This window comes from Rothia sp. LK2588, assembly GCF_040946465.1.
Lineage (GTDB): Bacteria > Actinomycetota > Actinomycetes > Actinomycetales > Micrococcaceae > Rothia.
The window spans coordinates 86,647-110,607 of sequence record NZ_JAYWLS010000001.1 but is presented as its reverse complement, the minus strand read 5'-3'; the positions used below and the strand labels follow the sequence as shown (position 1 = coordinate 110,607).

24 protein-coding genes are annotated in these 23,961 nt (G+C 63.4%); 14 read left to right on the top strand and 10 right to left on the bottom strand.

Features of this window, described 5'->3' with window-relative positions; all coding sequences use genetic code 11:
• Nucleotides 1–36: 36 nt before the first annotated feature.
• Both hemG and hemE read right to left on the bottom strand, forming a co-directional pair.
• Complete coding sequence (gene hemG / locus VVR12_RS00485) at nucleotides 37–1,521, bottom strand: protoporphyrinogen oxidase (protein ID WP_368549161.1); 1,485 nt, start codon at nucleotides 1,519–1,521, stop codon at nucleotides 37–39.
• 2 nt (nucleotides 1,522–1,523) lie between these two features.
• A complete protein-coding gene (hemE, locus tag VVR12_RS00480; RefSeq protein ID WP_368549160.1) occupies nucleotides 1,524–2,645 on the bottom strand; it encodes a uroporphyrinogen decarboxylase in 1,122 nt (373 codons plus the stop codon).
• 179 nt (nucleotides 2,646–2,824) lie between these two features.
• Between hemE and VVR12_RS00475 the strand changes: the two genes are divergently transcribed.
• The 4 genes from VVR12_RS00475 to VVR12_RS00460 all read left to right on the top strand — a co-directional run bounded on the left by VVR12_RS00475 (nucleotide 2,825) and on the right by VVR12_RS00460 (nucleotide 6,994).
• Nucleotides 2,825–4,126, top strand: coding sequence for a glutamyl-tRNA reductase (locus VVR12_RS00475; protein ID WP_368549159.1), 1,302 nt, complete (start codon nucleotides 2,825–2,827; stop codon nucleotides 4,124–4,126).
• Nucleotides 4,127–4,213: 87 nt separating this feature from the next.
• Nucleotides 4,214–4,867, top strand: coding sequence for a TetR/AcrR family transcriptional regulator (locus VVR12_RS00470; protein WP_368549158.1), 654 nt, complete (start codon nucleotides 4,214–4,216; stop codon nucleotides 4,865–4,867).
• 115 nt (nucleotides 4,868–4,982) lie between these two features.
• On the top strand, nucleotides 4,983–5,210 hold the full coding sequence (locus VVR12_RS00465) for a DUF3107 domain-containing protein (RefSeq protein WP_368549157.1): 228 nt from the start codon (nucleotides 4,983–4,985) through the stop codon (nucleotides 5,208–5,210).
• 254 nt (nucleotides 5,211–5,464) lie between these two features.
• Nucleotides 5,465–6,994 carry a DEAD/DEAH box helicase gene (locus tag VVR12_RS00460; protein WP_368549156.1) on the top strand — a complete coding sequence of 510 codons (1,530 nt, stop codon included), beginning with the start codon at nucleotides 5,465–5,467 and terminating at the stop codon, nucleotides 6,992–6,994.
• Nucleotides 6,995–7,133: 139 nt separating this feature from the next.
• Here the strand turns inward: VVR12_RS00460 and VVR12_RS00455 are convergent, their stop codons facing one another.
• Together VVR12_RS00455 and VVR12_RS00450 are read right to left on the bottom strand one after the other, a co-directional pair.
• Complete coding sequence (locus VVR12_RS00455) at nucleotides 7,134–8,567, bottom strand: GuaB1 family IMP dehydrogenase-related protein (RefSeq protein ID WP_368549155.1); 1,434 nt, start codon at nucleotides 8,565–8,567, stop codon at nucleotides 7,134–7,136.
• A gap of 24 nt (nucleotides 8,568–8,591) precedes the next feature.
• Nucleotides 8,592–9,419, bottom strand: a complete 828-nt coding sequence (locus VVR12_RS00450; protein ID WP_368549154.1) for a PHP domain-containing protein — start codon at nucleotides 9,417–9,419, stop codon at nucleotides 8,592–8,594.
• A gap of 95 nt (nucleotides 9,420–9,514) precedes the next feature.
• Between VVR12_RS00450 and VVR12_RS00445 the strand changes: the two genes are divergently transcribed.
• Nucleotides 9,515–11,044 (top strand): aminopeptidase P family protein, encoded by a 1,530-nt coding sequence (locus tag VVR12_RS00445; RefSeq protein WP_368549153.1) that lies wholly within the window; start codon nucleotides 9,515–9,517, stop codon nucleotides 11,042–11,044.
• On the opposite strand, the gene VVR12_RS00440 is transcribed toward VVR12_RS00445, so the two are convergent.
• Entirely contained in the window at nucleotides 11,041–11,928 is an 888-nt protein-coding gene (locus VVR12_RS00440) for a general stress protein (RefSeq protein ID WP_368549152.1), read from the bottom strand. The genes VVR12_RS00445 and VVR12_RS00440 overlap by 4 nt on opposite strands.
• Before the next feature lie 160 nt (nucleotides 11,929–12,088).
• Here VVR12_RS00440 and VVR12_RS00435 point away from each other — a divergent pair, with 160 nt between their 5' ends.
• The 3 genes from VVR12_RS00435 (at nucleotide 12,089) to VVR12_RS00425 (ending at nucleotide 15,256) form a co-directional block, all read left to right on the top strand.
• A complete protein-coding gene (locus VVR12_RS00435) occupies nucleotides 12,089–13,408 on the top strand; it encodes a magnesium transporter MgtE N-terminal domain-containing protein (RefSeq protein ID WP_368549151.1) in 1,320 nt (439 codons plus the stop codon).
• Nucleotides 13,401–14,036, top strand: a complete 636-nt coding sequence (locus VVR12_RS00430) for a DUF1003 domain-containing protein (protein WP_368549150.1) — start codon at nucleotides 13,401–13,403, stop codon at nucleotides 14,034–14,036. The genes VVR12_RS00435 and VVR12_RS00430 overlap by 8 nt, the downstream gene beginning before the upstream one ends.
• A gap of 80 nt (nucleotides 14,037–14,116) precedes the next feature.
• On the top strand, nucleotides 14,117–15,256 hold the full coding sequence (locus VVR12_RS00425) for a P-loop NTPase (protein WP_368549149.1): 1,140 nt from the start codon (nucleotides 14,117–14,119) through the stop codon (nucleotides 15,254–15,256).
• 69 nt (nucleotides 15,257–15,325) lie between these two features.
• Here VVR12_RS00425 and VVR12_RS00420 read toward each other — a convergent pair whose 3' ends face one another.
• A complete protein-coding gene (locus VVR12_RS00420) occupies nucleotides 15,326–15,700 on the bottom strand; it encodes a Sec-independent protein translocase TatB (protein WP_368549148.1) in 375 nt (124 codons plus the stop codon).
• A 105-nt stretch (nucleotides 15,701–15,805) separates the two neighbouring features.
• On the opposite strand from VVR12_RS00420, the gene VVR12_RS00415 reads away from it, so the two are divergent.
• Nucleotides 15,806–16,465: an O-methyltransferase gene (locus VVR12_RS00415; RefSeq protein WP_368549147.1), complete on the top strand. Its 660-nt coding sequence runs from the start codon at nucleotides 15,806–15,808 to the stop codon at nucleotides 16,463–16,465.
• 9 nt (nucleotides 16,466–16,474) lie between these two features.
• On the opposite strand, the gene VVR12_RS00410 is transcribed toward VVR12_RS00415, so the two are convergent.
• The 3 genes from VVR12_RS00410 to VVR12_RS00400 all read right to left on the bottom strand — a co-directional run bounded on the left by VVR12_RS00410 (nucleotide 16,475) and on the right by VVR12_RS00400 (nucleotide 18,214).
• A complete protein-coding gene (locus VVR12_RS00410) occupies nucleotides 16,475–16,639 on the bottom strand; it encodes a DUF3117 domain-containing protein (RefSeq protein ID WP_368549146.1) in 165 nt (54 codons plus the stop codon).
• A gap of 109 nt (nucleotides 16,640–16,748) precedes the next feature.
• Nucleotides 16,749–18,014, bottom strand: a complete 1,266-nt coding sequence (locus tag VVR12_RS00405) for a hypothetical protein (RefSeq protein ID WP_368549145.1) — start codon at nucleotides 18,012–18,014, stop codon at nucleotides 16,749–16,751.
• On the bottom strand, nucleotides 18,011–18,214 hold the full coding sequence (locus VVR12_RS00400) for a hypothetical protein (protein ID WP_368549144.1): 204 nt from the start codon (nucleotides 18,212–18,214) through the stop codon (nucleotides 18,011–18,013). The genes VVR12_RS00405 and VVR12_RS00400 overlap by 4 nt, the downstream gene beginning before the upstream one ends.
• A gap of 212 nt (nucleotides 18,215–18,426) precedes the next feature.
• Here VVR12_RS00400 and VVR12_RS00395 point away from each other — a divergent pair, with 212 nt between their 5' ends.
• Genes VVR12_RS00395 through VVR12_RS00380 form a run of 4 tightly spaced genes read left to right on the top strand, consistent with a single transcriptional unit; the run spans nucleotide 18,427 to nucleotide 21,651 of the window.
• The gene (locus tag VVR12_RS00395; protein WP_368549918.1) at nucleotides 18,427–19,155 is read left to right on the top strand and encodes an amino acid ABC transporter ATP-binding protein; all 729 of its coding nucleotides are present in this window, start codon (nucleotides 18,427–18,429) and stop codon (nucleotides 19,153–19,155) included.
• A 9-nt stretch (nucleotides 19,156–19,164) separates the two neighbouring features.
• A complete protein-coding gene (locus VVR12_RS00390; protein ID WP_409349861.1) occupies nucleotides 19,165–20,028 on the top strand; it encodes a glutamate ABC transporter substrate-binding protein in 864 nt (287 codons plus the stop codon).
• A 40-nt stretch (nucleotides 20,029–20,068) separates the two neighbouring features.
• A complete protein-coding gene (locus VVR12_RS00385; RefSeq protein WP_368549143.1) occupies nucleotides 20,069–20,752 on the top strand; it encodes an amino acid ABC transporter permease in 684 nt (227 codons plus the stop codon).
• Nucleotides 20,749–21,651: an amino acid ABC transporter permease gene (locus VVR12_RS00380; protein ID WP_368549142.1), complete on the top strand. Its 903-nt coding sequence runs from the start codon at nucleotides 20,749–20,751 to the stop codon at nucleotides 21,649–21,651. Before VVR12_RS00385 ends, VVR12_RS00380 begins: the two co-directional genes overlap by 4 nt.
• A gap of 90 nt (nucleotides 21,652–21,741) precedes the next feature.
• Here the strand turns inward: VVR12_RS00380 and dapE are convergent, their stop codons facing one another.
• Nucleotides 21,742–22,878: a succinyl-diaminopimelate desuccinylase gene (dapE, locus tag VVR12_RS00375; RefSeq protein ID WP_368549141.1), complete on the bottom strand. Its 1,137-nt coding sequence runs from the start codon at nucleotides 22,876–22,878 to the stop codon at nucleotides 21,742–21,744.
• Between the two features lie 100 nt (nucleotides 22,879–22,978).
• Here dapE and dapD point away from each other — a divergent pair, with 100 nt between their 5' ends.
• Nucleotides 22,979–23,944 (top strand): 2,3,4,5-tetrahydropyridine-2,6-dicarboxylate N-succinyltransferase, encoded by a 966-nt coding sequence (gene dapD / locus VVR12_RS00370; protein WP_368549916.1) that lies wholly within the window; start codon nucleotides 22,979–22,981, stop codon nucleotides 23,942–23,944.
• The last annotated feature ends 17 nt before the right edge of the window (nucleotides 23,945–23,961 follow it).

The window sequence follows — 23,961 nt, the reverse complement described above, 5'->3', positions numbered from 1 at the left end:
TCAACCGCTGCCCGGCAAATTTTCGGTTGGAGTGTGCTATGCGGTGAAGTCTTTTGACGCGGAAGTTTTCTCACCGCGCTGGGTGACGATGAACTCCTCGATGACGCGCTGGGTGTCTGCGGTAACGGCGGCCAGCCCGTTGCCGGCCAACCAGGCGCCCACGGCGGTCACGCCGGGGAGGTCTTTGAGCGCTTCGCGGAAGGTGTTGACCTTCTCGCGGTGGCCTGGAGTCGCGGTCGGCAACGAGCCGTTCCAGCGCACCACGTCGGCGCCGATGAGGTGAGAACGGTTCAGGGTTACCCCGAGTAGCTTCTGCGCATCGTGGAGGGCCAGCTGGATCAACTGATCATCGTAGAGCTTGACTTCCTGCAGGGGGCCGTCGTCGGAGGCTCGACCGTAGGACAGCCGCACAACGTGGCGACCTGGCCCAGCGGCGTCCTTGATCCATTCCCACTTGGCCGTGGCGTGGGTCAGCGCCTTGGCGCGCACGCTCTTGACCTGCTCGCTGACCAGCAGACCGGTCCCCCGCGGGAAGCGATCGAGCTCCGGTTGGTCGACCACTAGGGTGACCAGCGCGACCTCGGGGCCGGCACCGACCTGGGGGACGACTGCGCCCGGCAGGTGGGAACCCAGAATGCGGGTGCAGTTGGGCCCGTCGGAGGCCAGCACGATGTACTTGCCGGAGGAGGCGGCTGCCTTGAGACCGATCTCGGGCTGACGCTGAATGAGGGTCCACCGGCCGGTGGCGGGATCGCGGTCGATGGCGATGGCGTCGTATCCGGTGAGGATGCGTACCTTCAGTCGGATCACGTCGTTGACCAGGGCCTCGGAGAGCTGGTTCATGCCGCCGGCGATACCGGCCACCTGCGAACCGGCTTTGGACGCCTTGCGCAACATCATCGCGGCGGTTGCCAGCGACCCGGTCTCCCGCATCTTCTCGCGTAGACCCGGGGCGATCGAGTCCAACTCCAGGGTGTCAGGGTGGGTCGCGTGCACGCCCAGCACCACCGGGGTCACCAGGCGTTCGAGAGCGGCCTGGCCCATACGCACCCGCACCAGCTCACCCAGCGTGGTGGCCGAGGAACCGATCGAGGCGGGCAGATGCTTGTCGAACTTGGCACGGCGCAACCCCGCTCGGCCGAGGATCTCGCGAACGGTCGGGTCTGCCAGGTCGCCGGGGATCCCCAGCACGCCCGTCTTGGGCGCGGGGTGCGGGCCGTCGGGCAGATAAAGCCACGAACCGGTGGGGTTGGGCGAGACGATCTTCTCACCCAGGCCCAGCTCAGTCAGCAGGTCAGACACGGCCGAGGTGCGGGTGGCGAACGACTCGGCGCCGGAGTCGAGCACGAGCTTTCCGACCAGGTGTGCCCCTACCGCGCCACCGAGGTGGTTGCGGCGCTCGACCAGGGTCACCTTCATCCCCGCCTGAGCCAGTTGTCGCGCGGCCAAGAGACCGGCGATGCCGCCACCGATGACGATGGCGGATTCTCGTGAAGGGCGGGGCTGGTTCTGTGCCGTCATGGTTACCTAACTTCTACAGCGGTCACTTCATGAATGTATTCGACGAGTCGGGTCAGCACGGTCGGGTCGGTGGTCGGTGGAACACCGTGGCCGAGGTTGACGATGTGGCTCGGCGCCGTCTTTCCTGACTCTAACACCGAATCGGTGTGTTCCTTCAGCGCGTCCCACCCGGCAGCGAGCAAGGCGGGGTCGATATTGCCCTGCAGGGGCACGCCTGAACCGATGCGTTCGTTGGCCGTGTGCAACGGCAAGCGGTAGTCAACACCGATGACGTCCGCGCCGGCGTCCAGCATTGCGGGCAAGAGCTCGGCGGTCCCGGTGCCAAAGTGTATGCGCGGCACCCCATAGTGCGCCACGTGTGCCAGAGTGGTCGCGGAGTGCGGCTGGACGAAGCGACGGTAGTCGGCTTCGGAGAGCGAACCGGCCCACGAGTCGAAGAGCTGCACCGCGCTGGCGCCGGCCTCGATCTGGGCGGCGAGGAATTGGGCGCTGGTGCGCGCGGCCCACTGGCCCAGGGCGTCCCAGGCTTCGGGGTCGGCGTGCATCATGGTGCGCGGACGCAGGTGGTCGCGGGAGGGCCCGCCCTCCACCATGTAGGCGGCGACGGTGAACGGAGCGCCGGCAAAGCCAATGAGCGGTGTATCGCCGAGTTCCTTGACGGTCAGCGCCACCGCCTCACGGATCGGGTCGAGCGCCTCGTCTGTCAACTCGGGTAGCGCCTGAATGTCTTCTAGGGTTCGCACCGGGGTTCCAAGCACGGGGCCGCGGCCGGGAACGATGTCGACGTCCACGCCGGCAAGCTTCATGGGGATGACGATGTCTGAGAAGAAGATCGCCGCATCTACACCGTGGCGGCGCACCGGTTGGAGCGTGATCTCGGCGGCCAGCGCCGGGTTGAGGCAGGCGTCCAACATGGGTACGCCCTCGCGCACCTTCTTGTATTCGGGCAGAGAACGCCCGGCTTGGCGCATGAACCAGACCGGGGCGTGGGCACCGGTGCGTCCGGTCAAGGCCGCGATCATCGGTGAATCGGCCACGGCGGTGGTGTGCAGGGGGTGATCGGACGGTAGCGCGGAGAGCTGCTCGGCGGTGAGGAGCTCGCGTTGTCTGCTCGAAGCTGTCATACCTTCTATTGTGCCAACTTTTCTTAAGGTTTTGACGACAGGATGTCACCGGCAGGCCACCGGGCGGTATATCGCGGAGAATGATGGATTATTAAGGCACCACACCGAAAGTCGGCGCGGAGTGAAATGCGCCTCCCCGGTAGCGAGAGCGCTACAGAAATGTCTATGATGAATCTGTCGTGACTATCTTTGCACTCGTGGCATCCCACAAGAACGTCGATCTCAACACCGTGGCTCATCTGGCCGACGGTGCCCGGATGCTACCCGAAACCCTCAAGCACCCCGAGCTGGCGGGTACGGTTATTCTCTCCACGTGCAATCGCCTGGAAATCTACGGCGAGATCACCGGTAGCACGACCACCACCGAACAGGCCCTGCACGCCAAAATCAGCAAGATCAGCGCCGCCATGTTCACCGAGATCGCCGAACATTCCGGGTTGAGCTTCGACCTGGTCTCTTCAAGCTTCGATGTCTTCGTCAACGAGTCCGCCGCGCATCACCTCTTCACGGTGAGCTCAGGTCTCGAGTCGGCCGTGGTTGGCGAGCGCGAGATCACCGGTCAGGTGCGCCGCGCGATCGCCGCATCCCAGGAGGCCGGGCACAGCTCGGGCAATCTGGTGCGCTTGTTCAACGAGGCCTCTCACACCGCACGCCAGGTCGGGCAACAGACACTGTTGGGCGCCCACGGGCGTTCGGTGGTCTCTGTGGCGTTGGATCTGGCCGACGAGGTGGCCGAGGGCGACTGGGCCCACCGCACCGCCCTCATTTTCGGCACCGGTGCCTACGCGGGTGCCACCGTGGTCGCCTTGCGCGATCGCGGCTGTACCGACATTCGGGTGTATTCGCAGTCAGACCGGGCCGTCGGTTTCGCCCAGAAGCGTCAGGTCACCGCGGTGAGCGTCGACGAACTGCACGATGTGTTCTCCACCGCCGACGTTGTGATCGGGTGCTCCGGCGCGGGCGACCCGATGCCGGCCGATCAGGTTCCCGCCGGCAAGCACATCATTCTCGACCTGGCCCTCAGCCGTGATTTCGCCCCCGAGGTGGCTCAGCTGCCTGAGGTGGAGCTCATTACTTTGGAATCGGTTCGCCTGGCCGCGCCCGAGGAGACCGATGCCTCGGTGACCCTGGCACGCACCATCGTCGACAACGCCTCGGCCGAATTCGCCGTGAAAGAGAAAGCCCGCTCCGTGGACGCCGCCATCGTGGCCCTGCGCGAACACACCATGAGCGTGCTGGAACAGGAATTGACCAAGGTTCGCCATCAGCACGGTTGCGGGGCTGCCGCCGAAGAGATGGAGCTGGCGATGCGCCGTATGGTCAAGTCTCTACTGCACACCCCCACGGTGCGCGCACGGCAGCTGGCCAAAGAGGGGCGTGAAGAAGATTACGCGGCCGCGTTGGAGGCTCTTTACGGTATTGAAGTGGCCGCTACTCTCGCGCACACTCGCGACAGCTCACGTTCGGCAGACGCCAGCTAAGCCAACTGATGATCTTCGCTTCACCGGTCAGATAACCTCTCCGCTCTAGAATGGTACACAGTAATCACACAGCACTGGGGGCAGACATTGAACGAAGAAATACCTGAACGACGAGAACCGGCCACCGAAGAAGCGGTGACCGACGGCATCCGATTGCCCAAGGCACTGCGACGCCAGCAACTGGTCTACAGCGCGCTACGCGTCTTTTCCTCTCAGGGTTACCACATCAACACGATGAACCACATCGCCTCGGCGGCCGATGTCTCGAAACCGGTGCTCTATCAGCACTTCAAATCCAAGCGTGACCTGTATCTGGCCGTACTCGATGAGCAGGTAGACCTGTTGATCGCCGGCATCATCGAGGGGTTGCACCGTACCGACAACAACCGCCAGCGTTCGGAAAATGCGCTCGGTGCCTTCTTCGAATACATCCGGAACAATCCGCAGGGGTACCGCCTCATCTTCGAGTCCGACATCCAGACCGACTTGGGTGTTCAGGAGCGCATATCTCGGTTGCACAACACGATCGCCCGCCATATCGCCTCCATCCTCGGGCCCAACGCCGGTCTCGACACCCAAGAGGCCGTACTACTCTCGCGCTCGCTGACCGGCATGGTCACCTCCGCGACCCAGTATGCGGTGCAGTCTGGGGCCAGCATGGACGAGCTCGACCGCGTCGAGCGCCTGGTCTTCCGCCTCGCCTGGGGCGGCATCTCCATCATCGACGAAGACTGGAAGTAAATGGCACTGGCGGGTGCGCCCGACTCAGCTATCAGTGATATTGGCGACGCCTCAGGCACCCGCGCCCCTACAATAAAACCCGAAACAGTAATCGTTTAAGCTCCGAGGAGTGATCATGGAAATCAAGATCGGCGTACAGCACGTACAGCGCGAACTGGTGATTGAGACCGAGGAAACCTCGTCGACCATCAAGGCCCGGGTGGCTCAGGTGCTGGCGGAGGGCGGCGTCCTCGAACTGGAAGACACCAAGGGTAACGTCACCCTGATCCCCGCGCGCGAGGTGGGTTACCTCGAGATCGGCGCCGAAACCAAGCGGCGCATCGGTTTCGGTCACGCCGAATAATTGCCCCATCTAACTGGCTCGAGCACTGGGCGGTAACGATTTTTCGTTACCGCCCAGTGCCGTCTTTGATAGACTGGCCTAGACAAGTGGTTGCCCGGTCGTAACGCAATCTTGTTCTCAATTCTTCTCGCGCATAAGTCGCCGATTCCTCGACGCAACAAAGCGCCCGCATTCCACGATCGGCTACTGACGAAACACAAGACCCCAGACACGGCCGCACCGTGCCCCCGGGTCCCATCTCAAGGAAGACCTTCGTGACTGAAGAAACCAAAACATTTGCAGACTACGGCGTGCGCCAAGACATTTGCGACGCACTGGCCGATCGCGGCATCGTCCACCCCTTCCCCATCCAATCGCTGACCCTGCCGGTGGCGCTGTCGGGTTCCGACATCATCGGTCAGGCGAAGACCGGTACCGGTAAGACGCTCGGTTTCGGCCTGCCCGCAATCCAGCGCGTGGTCGGTCGCGAGGACGCCGCGTGGGATTCTCTGGTCTCCCCCGGCGCTCCGCAGGCACTGATTGTGGTGCCCACCCGCGAGCTCGCTATCCAGGTGGGTTCGGACCTCGAAGCCGCGGCCAAGAAGCGTAACGCGCGCATCGTCACCCTCTACGGTGGCGTGCCCTACGAGCCGCAGGTCAAGAAGTTGGACGCCGGCGCCGAGATCATCGTCGGCACCCCCGGGCGCCTCATCGACCTCCACCGACAGAAAAAGCTCAACCTCTCGCAGGTGAAGATCGTGGTGCTCGACGAAGCCGACGAGATGCTCGACCTGGGCTTCCTGCCCGATGTGGAGCGCCTGCTGTCCGCGCTGCCCGAGGTTCGTCAGACGATGCTTTTCTCGGCGACCATGCCCGGCCCCGTGCTGACCATGGCTCGTCGCTACATGACCAAGCCGATGCACATCCAGGCGTCCTCGCCCGACGACGAGTCGTTAACCAAGAAGTCGATCCGCCAGGTGATCTACCGCGCTCACCCGCTGGATAAGGACGAACTGGTGGGCCGCATCCTGCGCGCCAACGGCCGCGGCCGCACCATCATCTTCACCAAGACCAAGCGTTCCGCCGCCAAGCTCTCCGAAGAGCTGCAGTCCCGCGGGTTCGCCGCCGGCGCATTGCACGGTGACCTGAACCAGGGTGCGCGCGAACAGGCTCTGCGGGCCTTCCGTGAGAACAAGGTCGACGTCTTGGTGGCCACCGACGTCGCTGCCCGCGGTATCGACGTCGACGACGTCACCCACGTGATCAACTTCCAGTGCCCCGAAGATGAGAAGACCTACGTGCACCGCGTGGGTCGCACCGGCCGCGCGGCACAGACCGGTACCGCCGTGACCCTGGTGGACTGGGAAGACGTGCACCGTTGGTCGCTGATCAACAAGGCGCTGGAGCTGGGCGTTCCCGAGCCGGTGGAAACCTACTCCTCATCCGACCACCTCTTCGCCGACCTGGACATCCCCGCCGGCACCAAGGGCCGCTTGCCCAAGGAAGAGCAGACGCTCGAGGGCATCGACCAGTCCGGTCAGATGCGCGAGGATTCCCGCGGTGGACGCGGTGGCGAGCGCGCCCGTCGCGGATCCGGCGATGGTGGCCGCGGTGGTCGAGGCGATCGTTCCCGTTCCGGACGCCGCTCCGAGGAGACCCGCTCGAAGGGTAAGACCGAGGGTGGTCAGTCCGATCCCGGCGAGTCCAAGAAACCTCGCCGGGAGCGTGAGAAGTCGGTAGAGAAGACCGAGGGTGGAGCACGTCGTCGCCGTCGTCGCCGCCCGGCGAAGAAGAACTCGGACTAGTAGCGACAGGCGTAACCGGCCGTAACCGTTCCGGTAGCGCCTGAGAAACATAACGCCGCGGGGGCGTTCCCAACGTCTGGGAACGCCCCCGCGGCGTTATCATGCTGTCCCCCGAACGTTTCGGGCGGGGCTACTGCGGTTAGCGTGTGGCCCGAGGCTGACCTTCCGCGTAACCGGCCGCCGATTGAATGCCGACTGTGGCGCGGTCGAAGAACTCCTCGATGGTCTGCGCCCCGGCGTAGGTGAAGGAAGAACGCACACCCGAGATGATCGAGTCGATCTGGTCTTCCACGCCACCGGCGTTCTCCGGCAGGTAGATGCGGGCCGAGGAGATGCCCTCTTCGAACATGGCGCGGCGGGCCTTCTCGAATGCCTCGGTCTTCGAGTTGCGGTTCTCCACGGCGCGGCGGGAGGCCATACCGAAGGATTCCTTGTACTCGCGACCTTCGGAATCGACCACGATGTCTCCGGGGGATTCGTAGGTTCCGGCGAACCAGGAGCCGATCATCACGTTGGAGGCTCCGGCGGCCAAGGCCAGGGCGACGTCGCGCGGGTCTTTCACACCGCCGTCCGCCCAGACGTGCACGCCCAGCTTGCGGGCCTCTTCGGCGCATTCGAGCACGGCGGAGAACTGCGGGCGGCCCACGCCGGTCTGCATGCGGGTGGTGCACATGGCGCCGGGGCCCACGCCCACCTTGATGATGTCGGCGCCGGCCTCGGCCAGGTCCCGCACACCGGCCGCGGTGACCACGTTACCGGCGGCGATCGGGATGCTGGGGTTCAGCGCGCGCACCTTCTTCAGCGCCTCGATCATGGTTTCTTGGTGACCGTGGGCGGTATCGACCACGAGCACATCCACGCCGGCATCGATGAGAGCCTGAGCGCGCGCCGCAACGTCGCCGTTGATGCCAATGGCCGCGCCGATGCGCAGACGGTTCTCGCTATCCACGGCGGGGGTGTAGAGGCTGGCGCGCAGAGCGGCCTGGCGGGTCAACACACCCACGAGTTTGCCCTCGGCGTCGACCACCGGCGCCAGCTTACGGGAGGCCTCGTTGAGCTGGTCAAAGGCGGTGCGGGCGTCCACGGTGTCGGGCAGGGTCAACGGGTTCGAAGACATCACGTGGGAGACCTGGTCGAAGTTGTCGCTACCACGCAGGTCTTTGTGGGTGACGATGCCGATCGGGGCGCCGTCCTCGACCACGATGGCCGCGCCGTGGGCCCGCTTGGAGATCAGGTTGCGGGTGTAACCGGCGGTGTGGTGCGGCTTGACGGTGATCGGGGTGTCGAAGACCAGGTGCGAGGACTTCACCTTCTGGATGGTCTCGGTGACGATGTCGGTGGGGGTGTCCTGCGGGATGATCGCGATGCCGCCGCGGCGGGCCACGGTCTCGGCCATGCGACGCCCGGCGACCGCGGTCATGTTGGCCACGACCAGCGGGATGGTGGTGCCGGTGCCGTCGTTGGTAGTCAGATCTACTCCCATGCGGGAGCCGACGTTGGAGCGGGAGGGCACCATGAACACGTCGGAGTAGGTCAGATCGGTGGTTGGGGTCATACCATTGAGGAACTTCATACCCCAGATATTACCTGTGAACCACTACACTTTGGCGAGGGTTCGCAACTGGAAAACAGTCTGCACGTCGGTGGTGTTCTCGCCGAGACGGTTGAGCTTCCCGCCGCCGTGGTAATCGGAGGATCCGGTGGCCAGCAGGTCGTGTTCGGTGACCAGCGATTCTAGCCAGCGACGGTCCTCCTCGGGGTTATCGCGGTGGTAGATTTCCAGCCCCGCCAAGCCCGCGGCGATCATCTCCTCGATCAACTCCGCCGAGGCCACGCGCCCCCGAGAGCGTGCACGCGGGTGCGCCATGACGGGCACTCCCCCGGCCTCGCGAACGAGCTGTACAGCCCGCACCGGGTCCACCGCATAGTGGTTGACGTAATACTTCGACTGCGGGGTGAGCACGTTTGCGAACGCCTCGGTGCGGTTGTGCACCGCGCCCGCCGAAACCAGCGCGTCGGCGATATGAGGACGCCCGATGGTGGCTCCCTCGCCGGTGTGCGCCAACACGTCCGCCCACGAGATCGGATAGTCCTCGGCCAACAGCTCCACCATCCGCTGGGCGCGTTGCGTGCGGGAGTCCCGGGCTCGGGAGATCTCGTCCAGCAGTGGTTGATAGTTGGGGTCGTGCAGGTAGCTCAACAGGTGAACGCTTACCCCGTTCGACGAACACGAGATCTCCATGCCGGGGATGAAGTCTAACCCGTGTTTCTCGGCCTCTTTCGCTGCGGTCGTCCAACCCGCGGTGGAGTCGTGATCGGTCAGGGCGAAGCCTTCGAGATCGGAATCTGCGATCTCGGCGACCAGCTCGGGCACGGACTGGGTTCCGTCGGAGACTCGGGAGTGAACATGCAGGTCATAGGTCATATCTGTATCTTAGCCACCGACCTCGCCGGCTGCCCACCGGTTGCGCTCAACCGGTTAACGTGACCGGGGACGGGTGAAAGCTCTACAGTTGAGTTATGAATACCCACGAAGAACAACCCCTTGAAGAACGCGTCAACAACCGCTCTCAGCCGCCCCAGTCCGAGGCTTTTACCTCGTTCATGGCCTCGAGCTGGGCGCCGGATACCACCGAGTTGCCCGAGCGTGCCAAGGTAGCGGACTTTGCCGCCGCCCGCCGTGCCAAGATCTCGGCACAATTCCCCGGTGAACGCCTGGTGATCCCCGCCGGCCCGCTGAAGGTCCGCTCGAACGACACCGACTACCGCTTCCGCCCGCACTCAGCCTTCGCCCATCAGACCGGCCTGGGCACCGACCACGAACCCGACGCCGTGTTGGTCTTCGAACCCGTCGACGAGGGCACTGGCGATGACGGTTCGAATCACGAGGTCACCCTGTACTTCACGCCGCTGGCCGGCCGCGATACGGCCAAGTTCTATGCGGACCCCCGCTACGGCGAATTCTGGATCGGCCCCCGCCCCACCCTGGCGGCGGTCGAGGCCGAGTACGGCGTCCGCACCAAAGACCTCGCCGAGCTGGAAGTCGCGGTGACCAAGAACGCCGGCAACGCGGCCCTGGGCGGGGTACAGATTCGACTGGTGCGCGAGGTCGACCTGAACGTGGACGCGCTCGTCGATACCTCCCGATACAACACCGGCGTGGATCTGGAACAGGCTGACGCCCAAGACGCGCTGTTGACCGAGGCGCTCTCCGCCGCACGACTGGTCAAGGACGAGGTCGAGATCGAGAACCTGAGCCGTTCGGTAGAGAACACCATCGCCGGCTTCGAGAACGTCGTGCGCGCCATCCCGCGCGCGGTGGCTCATCACCGCGGCGAGCGCGTGATCGAGGGTGCGTTCTTCGCCAAGGCCCGCGAAGAGGGCAATGACTTGGGTTACGACACCATCGCGGCCTGCGGCAACAACGCGACCATCCTGCACTGGATTCGCAACAACGGCGCGGTCGAAGAGGGCAAGCTCATGTTGGTGGACGCCGGGGTGGAAGACGACACCCTCTACACCGCGGACGTCACCCGCACTCTGCCGATCTCGGGCAAGTTCACCGAGGTGCAGGCTAAGGTCTACCAGGCGGTGCTAGACGCCGCCGACGCTGCCTTCGAGGTGGCCGTGCCCGGGAACAAGTTCCGCGACGTGCACGCGGCCGCGATGAAGGTGCTCGCCGAGCGTCTCGAATCCTGGGGATTGCTACCGGTCTCGGCCGAGGTCTCCCTCACCGACGATGGCGGGCAGCATCGCCGGTGGATGCCGCACGGCACCAGCCACCACCTGGGTCTCGATGTGCACGACTGCGCCCAGGCCAAGCGCGAGCTGTACCTGGACGGCATTATCGAACCCGGCATGGTCTTCACGATTGAGCCCGGTCTCTATTTCAAGGAAGAAGACCTGGCCATCCCTGAGGAGTACCGCGGCATCGGCGTGCGTATCGAGGACGACGTGCTGATCACCGAAGAGGGCAACCGCAATCTCTCGGCCGCTCTGCCGCGCACCGTTGAGGGCGTAGAAGAGTGGATGGATAGCCTGAAGAGCTAGTTCTCGCTCCCCTGCTCGGGGGCCTTGCGGATCGTCTTCTCGAATTCCGCGGGGTCGTCGATGCGCAGGCCGTAGCGGTTCTCCGACTGTTGTGCACGAACCTGTTCGACCCGTTCATTCGTCGACGGGCGGACAGGTTCGTCGCGTACTGTCTGGGCGTATTCTTCCGGGTCTTCAATGCGCAGCCCGAATTTTCCGCTGGCGCGTGAGCCGTCGCGGTTGTACTCGGGGCCCACGAAGCGGGTAGCTTCGTCGGCGGTAGGCGGGGTAGCACGCTGGGGTTCGGCTGTCACCGAAGCGGGGGCCTCGGAACCCTGCGGTGCGCCGACCGAGCCGGGCAGGCGTCCATCATGGCCGCCGGACGCCGGGACGAACCCGTTGCGCTGGCTGTACTGGCCCACGCCCAGAATCTGACGGGCGCGGTCGACGGTGCGGAAGTGCGCGCGCAGCTCGATAGCACCGGGGATGGTGTGGGCGTGCATCGCGAAGCTCGACCCTGCTCCGCGCTTGGTGCGCAGATAGCCGAAGAGGCCGGTGGCGCACCAGATGACGATGCCCAGCGGGATCGAGGAGAGCAGGTGCGGCCCGATCGAGGTCGAGGTAAAGGCAGCGGTAAACAGGCCGATCAAGGCGCCGAAGAACGCACCCGAGAGCGCCGACGACATCAGCACCCGGTTGAGGGTAATCTTCGGACCAAAGTATTCGACCTGGGTGATGTCACGCCCCACCACAAAGAGTGAACGCATGGGAAAGCCCGCTTCGGTCAGGCGCCCCACGGCGTGTTCGAGCTCGCTGCGGTCACGGAAGTAGGCCACGAGTTCACCGTCGGGAACGGTGTTCGGGTCGGCGTGTTGGATCGTAGTGGAAAGGTCGTTTTGGTCCATGGTTCTATTTTTCCTGATGACGGGGCTGGGGGCATAGTCGGTTCTGCCAGGTATCGCAACAGGCGAAACCGGCTTCACTGCTCTCAGGTGGGTGTGGGAATTTGTCACATTCTTCGCCGTTCGGCCTTGCCACTGTGCCGCCACCCCTTACCCTAGAAAGGTGAGTACTGCACCAAATAAAATCTTCATTGCACGTTTGTTGGGCCTGGAAGTCTTTGACCCCGTGGGTGATCGTCTCGGTCGTCTGCGTGATGTTGTGGTGCTCAAACGTAATTCAGGCGCGTTGGCGACCGTGAACACCGTGGCCACGGCGAAGAACCAAGAGCCGATCGTGGTGGGTATTGTCATCGAGGTGCTGGGCAAGAAGCGCATCTTCGTGCCGATGACCCGCGTTACCTCCATCGACGCCTCGCAGATCATTTGTACCGGTTTGGTCAACCTGCGCCGTTTCGAGCAGCGCGGATCTGAGGCGTTGGTGGTCGGTGAGATCTTTGACCGCAAGGTGGCGCTGCTGGACGGCTCGGGACAGGCCATCGTCGAGGACGTGGCAATGGAACAGCGCAAGAACGGCGACTGGTTCCTCTCCGAAATGTTCGTCTCGCGCGCCCAGGAAAGCGGCGGGCTGTTGCGCCGCCGCAAGGCGACGCTGGTGATCGACTGGTCTGAGGCGACGATGTCTGCGGGCATGGAGCCCCAGGCCGCCACCGCGTTCGTGGCCAACCACGAAGACGCGAACCCGGCCGACCTGGCAGACGCGATCCACGAGATGAACGATAAGCGCATGGTCGAGATCGCCCACGAGCTCAACGACGAGCGCTTGGCCGACGTGCTCCAGGAGCTACCCGAAGACGACCAGGTCGAGATCCTCTCCCACCTAGACGTTGAACGCGCGGCCCAGGTGCTCGAAGAGATGGAAGCCGACGACGCGGCCGACCTGTTGAACGAGCTCTCCGATGCACAGCGCGAACAGCTATTGCTGCTCATGGAACCCGACGAGGCCGAGGACGTCCGCCGCCTGCTGGAATACGAGGAGGGCACCGCCGGTTCGCTCATGAACCCGGTCCCGATTATCCTCTCCCCCGAGGCCACGGTCGCCGAGGCGCTGGCGCACATCCGCCAGGAGGAGATCCCGCCCGCCATGGCCGCCGCGGTGCTCATCACTCGCCCGCCGCTGGAGACCCCCACGGGCAAGTACATCGGTATGGTGCACATGCAGCAACTCCTGCGCTACCCGCCCAGTGAGCAGGTGGGCAACCTGATCGACTCCTCAATTGAGCCGGTCTCCGATATGTCCTCCCTCGAGGAGCTCTCGCGCGTGCTGGCGACCTACGACCTGACGATCCTGCCGGTGGTCAACGAGCTCGACCGCCTGGTGGGCGCTGTTACAATTGACGACGTCCTCGACGCGTTGTTGCCGGAAGACTGGAGAACCAACGACGACGGAACACCGATCCGAAAGGTAGGTCGCCGCTTTGAGTGAGAAGAATCGCGAGCGTAACTCACAAGACGACCGCCTCGCCACCCCGCAGCAGGCCCGGCGTCGGTTCGTCCCTTCCGGCGGTGGCAACGATCGGTTCGGCCGCGCCACCGAGGCTATCGCGCGGTTCATGGGTACCCCGCAGTTCATTCTCTGGATGACGATATTCTGTGCCCTCTGGCTGGGGTGGAACACGCTGGCCCCCGAAGAGGTGCAGTTCGACCCCCGCTCACTGAACTTCACGCTGTTGACCCTGGCGCTGTCGTTGCAGGCCTCCTACGCCGCTCCTCTGTTGCTTTTGGCGCAGAACCGTCAGGACGACCGTGACCGCGTGGTGGCCTCTCAGGACCGCCAGCGCGACGAGCTGAACCTGGAAGAGACCCAGTATCTGACCCGTGAGATCGCCGCGCTACGCATCGCTCTACGCGAGGTCGCCACCCGCGATTACGTCCGCAGCGAGCTACGCGACATCATGGAGAAACTGGATCAGATCGAGTCTCGCCAGCAGCGCCTGGAGCACCCCGCCGACGACGCCGACCCCGCTACCAGTTCGTTGACCGTCATCGGGGAAGACCGCATCAAGTCGCAGAAGAAGATCAAGGTCAAAGACGTCGACTCCGAATTGCAGTAGACACATTTACATCCCGTGCTCGGCCCACCACGCGTTCTGGTGGGCCGTTTCGCATATGTTTTAGAGAGGAAGGCCCCGTCGTGAGCCACATTGCCGCAGAACTTGTCGACGCCCTCGCCACCGTCATCGATCCCGAGCTACGACGCCCCATCACCGAGCTCGGCATGGTCTCCTCCGCCACGCTGAATGATGGCACGGCGTCGGTGCACATCTTGTTGACCATCGAGGGGTGCCCCCTGCGATCGACCATTGAAAACGATGTGCGCTCGGCCCTGCAGCAGGTACCGGCTGTGAAGGCTGTGGAGGTCTCGATCGGGTTCATGACCCCCGATCAACGCGCTGAGCTGAAGTCTCGCTTGGGGCACACCAAGAAGAATCCCTTCACGGAAGACAACACGCTCACCCGCGTGTACGCCGTGGTCTCGGGTAAGGGCGGGGTAGGTAAATCCTCGATGACTGCAAACCTCGCCGCCGCCTTCGCCGCTCAAGGCCTCGGCGTGGGCATCGTGGATGCCGACGTCCACGGATTCTCCATCCCGGGTCTCTTCGGCATCACCGACTCCCCCACGCGCATGGACGACATGATCCTGCCGCCGGTGGTGGACGTCCCCGGCAGCCGGGATAAAACCCACGGTTTCGTCAAGGTCATCTCGATCGGCATGTTCGTGGAGGGCAACGCCCCGGTGGCCTGGCGCGGGCCCATGTTGCACCGAGCGCTTGAGCAGTTCCTCACCGACGTGCACTTCGGCGCGCTAGACGTGTTACTGCTCGATCTGCCTCCCGGCACCGGTGACATCGCGATCTCCATGGCACAGCTCGTTCCGCACGCCGAACTCGTGTTGGTCTCCACACCGCAGCAGGCGGCCGTGGACGTCGCCGAGCGGGCGGGCACGCTCAGCCAACAAACCGGGCAGAAGGTGGTCGGTGTCATCGAGAATATGTCGGCGATGGTGATGCCTGACGGTTCCACGATGGAGGTTTTCGGTTCCGGCGGCGGTACATTGCTCTCGAAACGGCTCACCGAGGAGCTCCACTATGAGGTACCCCTGCTCGGATCGGTGCCGCTGGAAATGCAGTTGCGCACCGGCGGCGACTCGGGTCACCCGGTGGTCTGGTCGCACCCAGACTCCCCCGCCGCCCAAGAGATCGTCAGTATAGCGCGTCAGCTCTCGCACCGCCGACGCGGTTTGGCGGGTAAATCACTGCCCCTGAACGTCTAACCCGGCCCATCATCCCCAAAGAAAAGCCCCGTGAAATCTTCACGGGGCTGATCTGTGCTGTCTGAAATTTTAGGTGGCTTCGGTATCGAAGGGCGCATAGGCGCCGGCCGGCAGGCGTCGTGCGGGGCTCTGTTGCTCCTGGTTGCCCGACTTCGCCGCCTCCTCACGGGCCGCGGCGCGCTCGGCGTCGTCCTCAGCGAGGGCCTCACGCACGATGGTGCGGGGATCGTACTGGCGCGGGTCGTACTGCTTCCAGTCGAAGTCACCCAGCGGGTTATCGCCGAGGGTTTCTTTCAGCTCGTCCTTCGCATCGAAGGCGACACCGCGGACGTATTTGACACCGTCCTTGAGCTTTTGCGCGTATTCGGGCATGCGTTCGGGGCCAATCACCACGAATGCGATGATGACCAGAATGATGAATTCCATACCGCTAATACCGAACACAGTATGGAAGATTACCAGCTTTAACTGGGTAAAACCCGCAAAGAGCAGTAAGTTCTATATGATGTTCAACAGCGAATATACGAGTCGAGTGAGGTAGGGAGAACCATGGCGATTTCATCCTCCGCTACCGACCGCAGGGTCGAGTGGGCATATACCGAAGAGTTCCCCACCGAACACCAACTGCTCAAGGATGCCCGTGCCGAATCGGTGCGGCTGGGCGCGGTTCCGGTCTCCCCGGCCACCGCATCGTTGCTGACTTTATTGGCGGCCTCAACGGCGGCCTCTAACGTGCTGGAAATCGGAACCGGCGCCGGGGTCTCTACTCTGGCTTTGCTCGACGGCATGCTCCCCAGCTCGGCGCTGACCACGGTCGATATCGACCGTTCGCGTGTGCAGGCGGCGAAGTCGCTCATCGACCAGCACCGGGACGTCCGCAAGCACCGGGTACGCACCATTACCGGCGACGTAGCCGACGTGCTCCCCCGCCTCTCGGCAGGCTCCTACGATCTCATTTTCGTGGACGCCGGGGTCGAGGTCTGCGAGTACAGCGCCTATCAGGCACTGGCGCTGTTGAAGAATGGCGGGTTGCTTATTCTCAATAATGCGCTGAATTCGGGATCGGTGGCCCAGCCGGCGGCCCGAGACGAGATTACCGTCGCTTTGCGCCGACTCATCCACGATATTGCCGAGTGCACCTCAGATGTGCACGTCTCGCTTGTGCACGCCCAACAGGGCATCTTCTTGATCTATAAGAAGTATCAATAGGCCCGCCGATTACTCGAACTGGGCGAGTTCTTTCTTCAGCGCTTCGACTTCGTCTCGCGAGATATCGAGCACGAGGCGGCCACCGCCTTCGAGCGGGATGCGCATGATGATGTTGCGCCCTTCGTCCACTATTTCTAAGGGACCGTCTCCGGTGCGGGGTTTCTGTGCCGCCATGATGACTCCTTGCGATGCTTGTCCGGTGCACCGGCGAAAATGACCTGGCGCACACACGTCTCCAGGTAATCGTAACCCAACTTACTGTTTAGATTGGGCACCTTTGACCTTAAGGCGGAAAGTCTCCCCCACCCGGCAATTCCTTCCAGTGCCACAGCCAACCGACCCAGCCGAACTGAAGCACCAACCCGGCCACTACCAGCGTTACCCGAAAGGCGCGCGAAACCGATACCGCAGCCGCCGCCAGACACAGCGGAAACAGCGGCAAGAGTAACCGAAACAGGGAAGACTGCGGGTTGAGGAAGATCAGCAGGTATCCGGCGTAGGCCAGACACCAGAGGATTAGCACCGGGTGCAGGTTCGCCACCACGGGGCGACTGATCATCAGCACCACGAAGGCTGCGATGAGCAGACAAAGCACCGCCGGGCCGAACGCCCCAAAGTATTTCTCTCCCTGTAAGAACCAGGGTTCCACCGGCACGAAATGATCGCCGCGCCAGGCGCTCTCGGTGGCGGTATACGCATCGGGCACACCGGTGACCACCCACGCGATGGCGGGCCAGGCCAACGCCCCGGCGCACGCGACGAGGGCGGCCAGCAACTGCTGACCGGTCGCGCGCAAGGCCGCCAGGCAGCGCACGCCGAGGGAACCCTCGTGGCCGCGGGCGGCGTCCACCGCGCAAACCAACCACCACAGGCCGGCGGTCGCACCCAACGGAACCCCCACCGGTCTCGAGAGGCAGGCCAGCCACCCCACCGCGGCGGAGGACCACCAGCGACGACGTAAAAGAAGGTAGAGGCTCCAGGCGAGAAAGAGCAGGTTGATCGACTCGGCGTAGGCCACCTGGATTACCGGGGTGACCGGCGCGCACAGGAACACCGCGGTGCCCCACAGCGCTGTGGCGTGCGGACGCCGGTGGCGTAGCGCGCGCAGGGACACACGAAACAGCAGATACACCGCCCACGTAGCCACGGCCCCGGCAACGAGCGAAAGCCACACGGCCGCGACCTCGTATTGGGCGCCGGTCATTTCCGCGAGCCCGCGCGCGAGGACGGGGTACAGTGGGTAGAACGCCCAGGGGTTTTGACTCACGTGCCCTGCGGAATCATGGGGCAGTTCAGAGGGGTAGCCGCCCTGAGCGATCTGCCGGTACCAGCCGGCGTCCCAGAAATTAGCAAACTCGATGTAAGAAACCGGGCCGGCGCCCCAGGGGCTGACGAGCTGTTGCCGGCCCACCATAAGGAAGACGACCCAACCCCACAGGCGGGTGATCACATAGAGGAAAAGCACCTGCACCCAGCCTGGCGCCCTCCCCCAGCGGTCGATCAGCGCGGCGGTAACGGCCGAGCCACGCTCGTAGAGCGCGAGACTCACGCGTTATCAGCAGAGACGGAACGATCGTCATCCTTTTGCGGGGCAAGCCGCGGGCGCGCATCGGGGATCTCGACACCGTCTTCGGCGAAACGCTCGGCGGTGCGGCCGAGCGGGAACACCCGATCGCTGGCCAGCATAGCGACGCCGACCATCGTGAAAAGCAAGACGATCATGGTAAACGCGACCAGCAGAAAATTCATGAGTGGAGTTCAGCTCCGAGGAGGTAGGGGGCGAAGTAGGGCAACTTTAGGGTATCAACACGACATTATGTAACATGATCGTTACCATACGTATGTATTCTGTAGATCACACTACGATTGGTGTTCTTGCTCTCACCTCCCGCCGCTTCTCATCGCGGGACGGTTCTGGGCACGCCACACATTCTGCTAGGAGAAACCACGTGAGCAATGCACTGGTTCAGCTCAAGTCCGTGAACAAGCATTTCGGCGAGCTGCACGTTTTGAAAGACATCAACCTCGATGTCGCCGCGGGCGAGGTCATCATCTTGCTCGGCCCCTCCGGCTCGGGTAAGTCTACCCTGTGCCGCACCATCAACCGCCTGGAGACCATCGATTCGGGAACCATTCTGATCGACGGCAAGGAGCTCCCCTCCGAAGGTAAAGAACTGGCCGCACTGCGCGCCGAAGTCGGCATGGTGTTCCAGTCCTTCAACCTCTTCGCGCACAAGTCGATTCTCGACAACGTGACGCTGGGCCCCCGCAAGGTACGCGGGATGGGCAAAGAGGAATCCGAAGAACTGGCGATGAGCCTGCTACGCAAGGTGGGCGTCGACTCGCAGGCATCGAAGATGCCCGCTCAGCTCTCGGGCGGTCAGCAGCAGCGCGTGGCGATCGCCCGCGCGTTGGCCATGAAGCCCAAGGTCATGCTGTTCGACGAGCCGACCTCCGCGCTCGACCCCGAGATGGTCAACGAGGTTCTGGAGACCATGGTCTCCCTGGCCCGCGAGGGCATGACCATGATCGTGGTGACCCACGAGATGGGCTTCGCGCGCCGCGCCGCCGACCGCATCGTCTTCCTCGCCGACGGGGAAATTGTCGAGCAGGCCACCCCCGATGAGTTCTTCACCAACCCCAAGTCGGAGCGCGCCCGCGACTTCCTCGGCAAGATCCTCAACCACTAGGAGGCCCGCGTGAGTAGCTTCAAAACCTTCAAAGCCAAGGTGGTCACCGCCGCGGCGCTGGCCGCCTCGGCCACCCTGGCGCTCTCCGGTTGTGCGACCGGTAACGACGACGCCGGCGACAAAATCCGTATCGGCATCAAGTACGACCAACCCGGCCTGGGTTACCAAGACGGTAAGGACTACACCGGTTTCGACACCGAGGTCGCCCGGTATGTGGCCAAAGAACTGGGTTATAACGAAGACCAGATCGAATGGGTCGAATCGCCCTCGGCAAACCGTGAGAACATGCTCTCCAACGGACAGGTCGACATGATCTTTGCGACCTACTCGATCACCAACACCCGTCTGAAGTCTGTGGACTTCGCCGGGCCCTATTTCGTGGCGGGCCAGGATCTGCTGGTGCAGAAGGATAACAACGATATCCACGGCCCCGAACAGCTCAACGGAAAGGACCTGTGCTCGGTCACCGGTTCTACCTCCGCTAAGAAGATCCAAGATAAGTTCGCCTCTGACGTACAGCTCGTGCAGCAGAATTCCTATTCCGACTGCGTGGTGGCGCTCAACGCCGGCATGGTTGACGCGGTGACCACCGACGACATCATCCTCGCCGGTCTCGGTTCCACCAAGGCGAACCAGGGTCAGCTCAAACTGGTGGGTAACACCTTCACCACCGAACGCTACGGTGTGGGCCTTCCCAAGGGTTCCGATAAGTGCGGCAAGATCAACGCCGCCATCAACAAGATGGTCGAAACCGGTGAGTGGGAGAAAGCATTGGACAAGTCGGTGGGTGAATCAGGTTTCAAATACAACCAGAAACTGAATCCGCCGAAGCTCGACAACAGCTGTTCCAAGCCCACTCAAGATTCCAAGTAACCACACCACATTCATTCCTTTTCAAGAAACGGAGGCTCCCGTGTCATTCGGCGAACAGCTCTCCACGCTCTTTGGCAAGTACAACGTCCTTGAGGCGTTCTGGGCCAATGTTCAGCTGACCTTTTGGGCCGCGCTGGGCGCGTTCGTGATCGGCTCGGTGCTGGCGCTGATGCGCATCTCGCCCGTGCCGTCCCTGCGCTTTGCCGGTGCCGCTTACGTGCACCTGGTACGTAACACCCCGCTGACCATTCTGATGACCCTTGCCATTCTGGGCGTCTGGACGCAATTCCAGCTTCAGCTGGTTTCAAACTTCACCGCCAACTTCTTCATCTACGCGGTCATCGTATTGGCGATCTACCACGCAGCGTTCGTGTGCGAGGCGATCCGCTCCGGTGTGAACACCGTGCCGGTCGGCCAGGCGGAGGCGGCCCGCGCCATCGGCCTGGGCTTCTTCCCCGCCGCCCGCCACATCATTTTCCCGCAGGCCCTGCGCGGTTCTATTACCCCGCTGGGTAATACCCTGATCGCGCTGGCCAAGAACACCACCGTAGCCACCGTAGCGTCGGTGGCTGAGGCCTCGGGCATGATGAAGTCGATGATCGAGTTCGACTCCGACCTCATCTTCCTCATCTTCGCGGTCTTCGCGATGGGCTTCGTGATCATCGTGGTGCCGATCGGCATCCTGACTACCTGGGCTTCCCGTAGATTGGCGGTGAAACGATGAGTACATCGGTTCTCTTTGATACCCCCGGCCCTCGCGGCCGCAAGCTGACCAATATCTTCAACATTGTGGCAGCACTACTGTTCTTGGCCTTTCTCGCCTACGTGCTGGTGGTCATGCACCGCCAGGGCCAGCTCGAAGCCGAGAAATGGACGGCGCTGTTCACCGGACGTGCATGGGAGTACTACTTCATCCCCGGTATCGTCTCGACGCTGAAGGCGGCGATGCTCTCGGTCATCACCGCACTGGTCTTCGGCATGGTCTTCGGTTACATGCGCCTGTCGACGAACGCTTTCGTACGTGGCGTGGCAACCGTGATCGTGGAGTTCTTCCGCGCCGTGCCCGTGCTGATCATGATGATCTTCTTCTGGCTCTTCCTGGGTCGCTTCGCGATTTTCTCACCGCAACAGCTGCCGTTTATCGCGGTGGTCATCGGTCTGACGCTCTACAACGGCTCGGTGATCGCCGAGCTACTGCGCTCCGGTGTGAAGCAGTTGCCGCGCGGTCAGGGTGAGGCCGGCCTAGCCATCGGTCTGACTCCGGGTAAGGTGCTGCGCACGATCCTCATGCCGCAGGCAATGGTGACCATGCTCCCCTCGCTGGTTTCTCAGTTCGTGGTGATCCTCAAAGACACCGCCCTGGGTTACATCATCTCCTACCCCGAACTGCTGGCCTCGGCCCGCCGCTTCGGATCGGGTGAGGGCAACGTGTTGCAGACCCTGCTCTTGGCGGCGCTGATCTTCATCGTCATCAACTTCGCGTTGACGATGCTGGCTCAGTACCTCTCGAAGTTCTTGAGCTCGCGCTCCTCCTCCGGCATCAAGCACGCCGACGGCATCCCGGGCGAGGTCGACAACGCCAACCCGGCGACCGCGCTGATGTTCAAGCTCCCGAAGGCTTAACCGCCGGTTCCCCACCAAAAAGCCGGGAAACCCGCCCCGTCATCGTCTCCGCGATGGTAGGGCAGGTTTCCCGGATTTTGAGTTTAAGGATTATTCGGCCAACCAGCGGTGCAGCTGCGCATAGCAGGTGCGCACTGCCTCGTCGGTGACGTGTTCGTCGTCGGTGTGCGCCAGGAGGGCGTCGCCGGGGCCGAAGTTCACCGCGGGGATGCCGATGGACGAGAACCGGGCGACGTCCGTCCAACCGTACTTGGGTTGGGGTTCGTGCCCCACCGACGCCACCAACGAGGCGCTCATGGGGGCGTCCAAACCCGGACGCGCCGCCGCCGACTGGTCGACGAAATCCAGCTCGAAACCGGCGAACACCTCGCGCATGTGCGCAACCGCTTCGTCGAGGGTCTTGTTGGGGGCGAAGCGGTAATTGATGTGCACCGAGGCCTCATCGGGAATTACATTACCGGCCACTCCCCCGGAGATCTGCACAGCGTTGAGACCCTCGCGGAAGGCCAGCCCCTCGACCTCGTGAGTCGCCGGTTCGTAGGCGTCGAGGCGGGCCAGCACCTCGGCGAGCTTGTGAATCGCGTTCTCACCCTTCCAGGCGCGTCCGGAATGGGCCCGCAGCCCGGTGGTGTGAATCCAGAATCGCATCGTGCCGTTGCAGCCACCCTCGATGGTGCCATTGGTCGGCTCCAGTAGCACGGCGAACTCGGCGTCCGTCAGCAGTTCGCGATGATGCTCCATCAAGCGGCCCAGACCCGATAGATGTGAGGCGACCTCTTCGTTGTCGTAGAAAACGTAGGTGATGTCGTAGTGGGCATCGGTTAGCGCGGCGGCGAGCGCCAGCTGCACCGCCACACCTGACTTCATATCGGTAGCACCGCGGCCATAGAGCACCCGGGTTCCGTTGTCTTCGACCCATTGGGCGGGCACGGTACCTCGGGAACCAGGCACCGAGGGCAGCGGGACGGTGTCGAGGTGCCCAGCCAGAACCACGCGCTGCTCTTTGCCCCAGTCGGTGCGGGCGATGATCGAATCGTCATCGCGCACCACCTTCAGGTGCGGAAGCTTCTTGAGGGCCGCCTCCACCATGTCTGCAAGGCGACGCTCCTCGCCGGAGACCGAGTAGACGTTGAGCAGGTCTTCGGTCAGCGCGGCCACGTCTTGAGTCAGGTCGAGCTCGGCGGGACCGCATTCGGTGAAATCAGCGGATGTGTGTGCATCAGTCATGTGCCCCACTGTACCCGTGCTCCCCTTCCCGCGCCCCGGTTTGCCCTGAGTGGTTTCATATTGAGAAATGGCTGTGACCTCGCATGCGGCCACCACTAGACTGGCAGACATGACTGAAACTATCTCTCGCCCAGCTTCCGGTCTCGGACTCGCCACCGTGGTCGCCGACGGTGAGCATGCCGGTACCGTGTTAGACACCTGGTACCCGGCCCCTGCACTAACCGCGACCCCGTCCACCGACATCCGCGACCAACTCGAGGCGCTGGTCGGTGAAGACGCCGACCGCAACGTGCGTACCGAGGTCGTTGAGACCTCCATCGACTTGGACGCGGCGCCCTCAGGAGCCTCCGACGCCTACCTGCGCCTGCATTTGCTCTCTCACTGCCTGGTGGAGCCGAACACCATCAACCTCGACGGTCTCTTCGGCCAGTTGGCGAACGTTGCCTGGACCAACTTCGGCCCCGTGCTGGCTGCCGAAGCCAACGCCGCGGTCTTGTGCCTGCGCCGGCGCGGGCACGTGATCATCAGCCACGTCGATAAGTTCCCCCGCATGATCGACTACGTGATTCCTGCCGGTGTGCGCATCGGCGACGCCGACCGGGTGCGCCTCGGCGCGCACCTGGCCTCGGGTACGACCGTGATGCACGAGGGCTTCGTGAACTTCAACGCCGGAACCCGCGGCACCTCCATGGTGGAAGGACGCATCTCGCAGGGAGTCGTTGTCGGCGACGGCTCGGACATCGGCGGCGGTGCCTCCACCATGGGCACGCTCTCCGGTGGCGGTACCGAGCGCGTCTCCATTGGTGAGCGTTCGCTGGTCGGTGCCGAGGCCGGGGTCGGCATCGCCCTCGGTGACGACTGCGTGGTCGAGGCCGGTTTGTACGTGACCGCCGGTTCGCGCGTGACGGTGCTGGTTACCGGTGAAGAGGACCGCGTGGTCAAGGCCGCCGAACTCTCGGGAGTCTCAAACCTGCTCTTCCGCCGCAATTCGGTGACCGGGGCCATCGAGGTGTTGCCGCGGGCCAACAACACGGTCGAACTCAACGACGCGTTGCACCACAATTAGCCACATCTTCACAGGGC

Coding starts and splice junctions, on each gene's coding strand:
- VVR12_RS00400 (WP_368549144.1), bottom strand. CDS start 18,214: ATGAATTTTCTGCTGGTCGCGTTTACCATGATCGTCTTGCTTTTCACG.
- VVR12_RS00380 (WP_368549142.1), top strand. CDS start 20,749: ATGAGTACATCGGTTCTCTTTGATACCCCCGGCCCTCGCGGCCGCAAG.
- hemG (WP_368549161.1), bottom strand. CDS start 1,521: ATGACGGCACAGAACCAGCCCCGCCCTTCACGAGAATCCGCCATCGTC.
- VVR12_RS00445 (WP_368549153.1), top strand. CDS start 9,515: ATGAATACCCACGAAGAACAACCCCTTGAAGAACGCGTCAACAACCGC.
- VVR12_RS00415 (WP_368549147.1), top strand. CDS start 15,806: ATGGCGATTTCATCCTCCGCTACCGACCGCAGGGTCGAGTGGGCATAT.
- VVR12_RS00440 (WP_368549152.1), bottom strand. CDS start 11,928: ATGGACCAAAACGACCTTTCCACTACGATCCAACACGCCGACCCGAAC.
- VVR12_RS00450 (WP_368549154.1), bottom strand. CDS start 9,419: ATGACCTATGACCTGCATGTTCACTCCCGAGTCTCCGACGGAACCCAG.
- hemE (WP_368549160.1), bottom strand. CDS start 2,645: ATGACAGCTTCGAGCAGACAACGCGAGCTCCTCACCGCCGAGCAGCTC.
- VVR12_RS00455 (WP_368549155.1), bottom strand. CDS start 8,567: ATGAAGTTCCTCAATGGTATGACCCCAACCACCGATCTGACCTACTCC.
- VVR12_RS00410 (WP_368549146.1), bottom strand. CDS start 16,639: ATGGCGGCACAGAAACCCCGCACCGGAGACGGTCCCTTAGAAATAGTG.
- VVR12_RS00465 (WP_368549157.1), top strand. CDS start 4,983: ATGGAAATCAAGATCGGCGTACAGCACGTACAGCGCGAACTGGTGATT.
- dapE (WP_368549141.1), bottom strand. CDS start 22,878: ATGACTGATGCACACACATCCGCTGATTTCACCGAATGCGGTCCCGCC.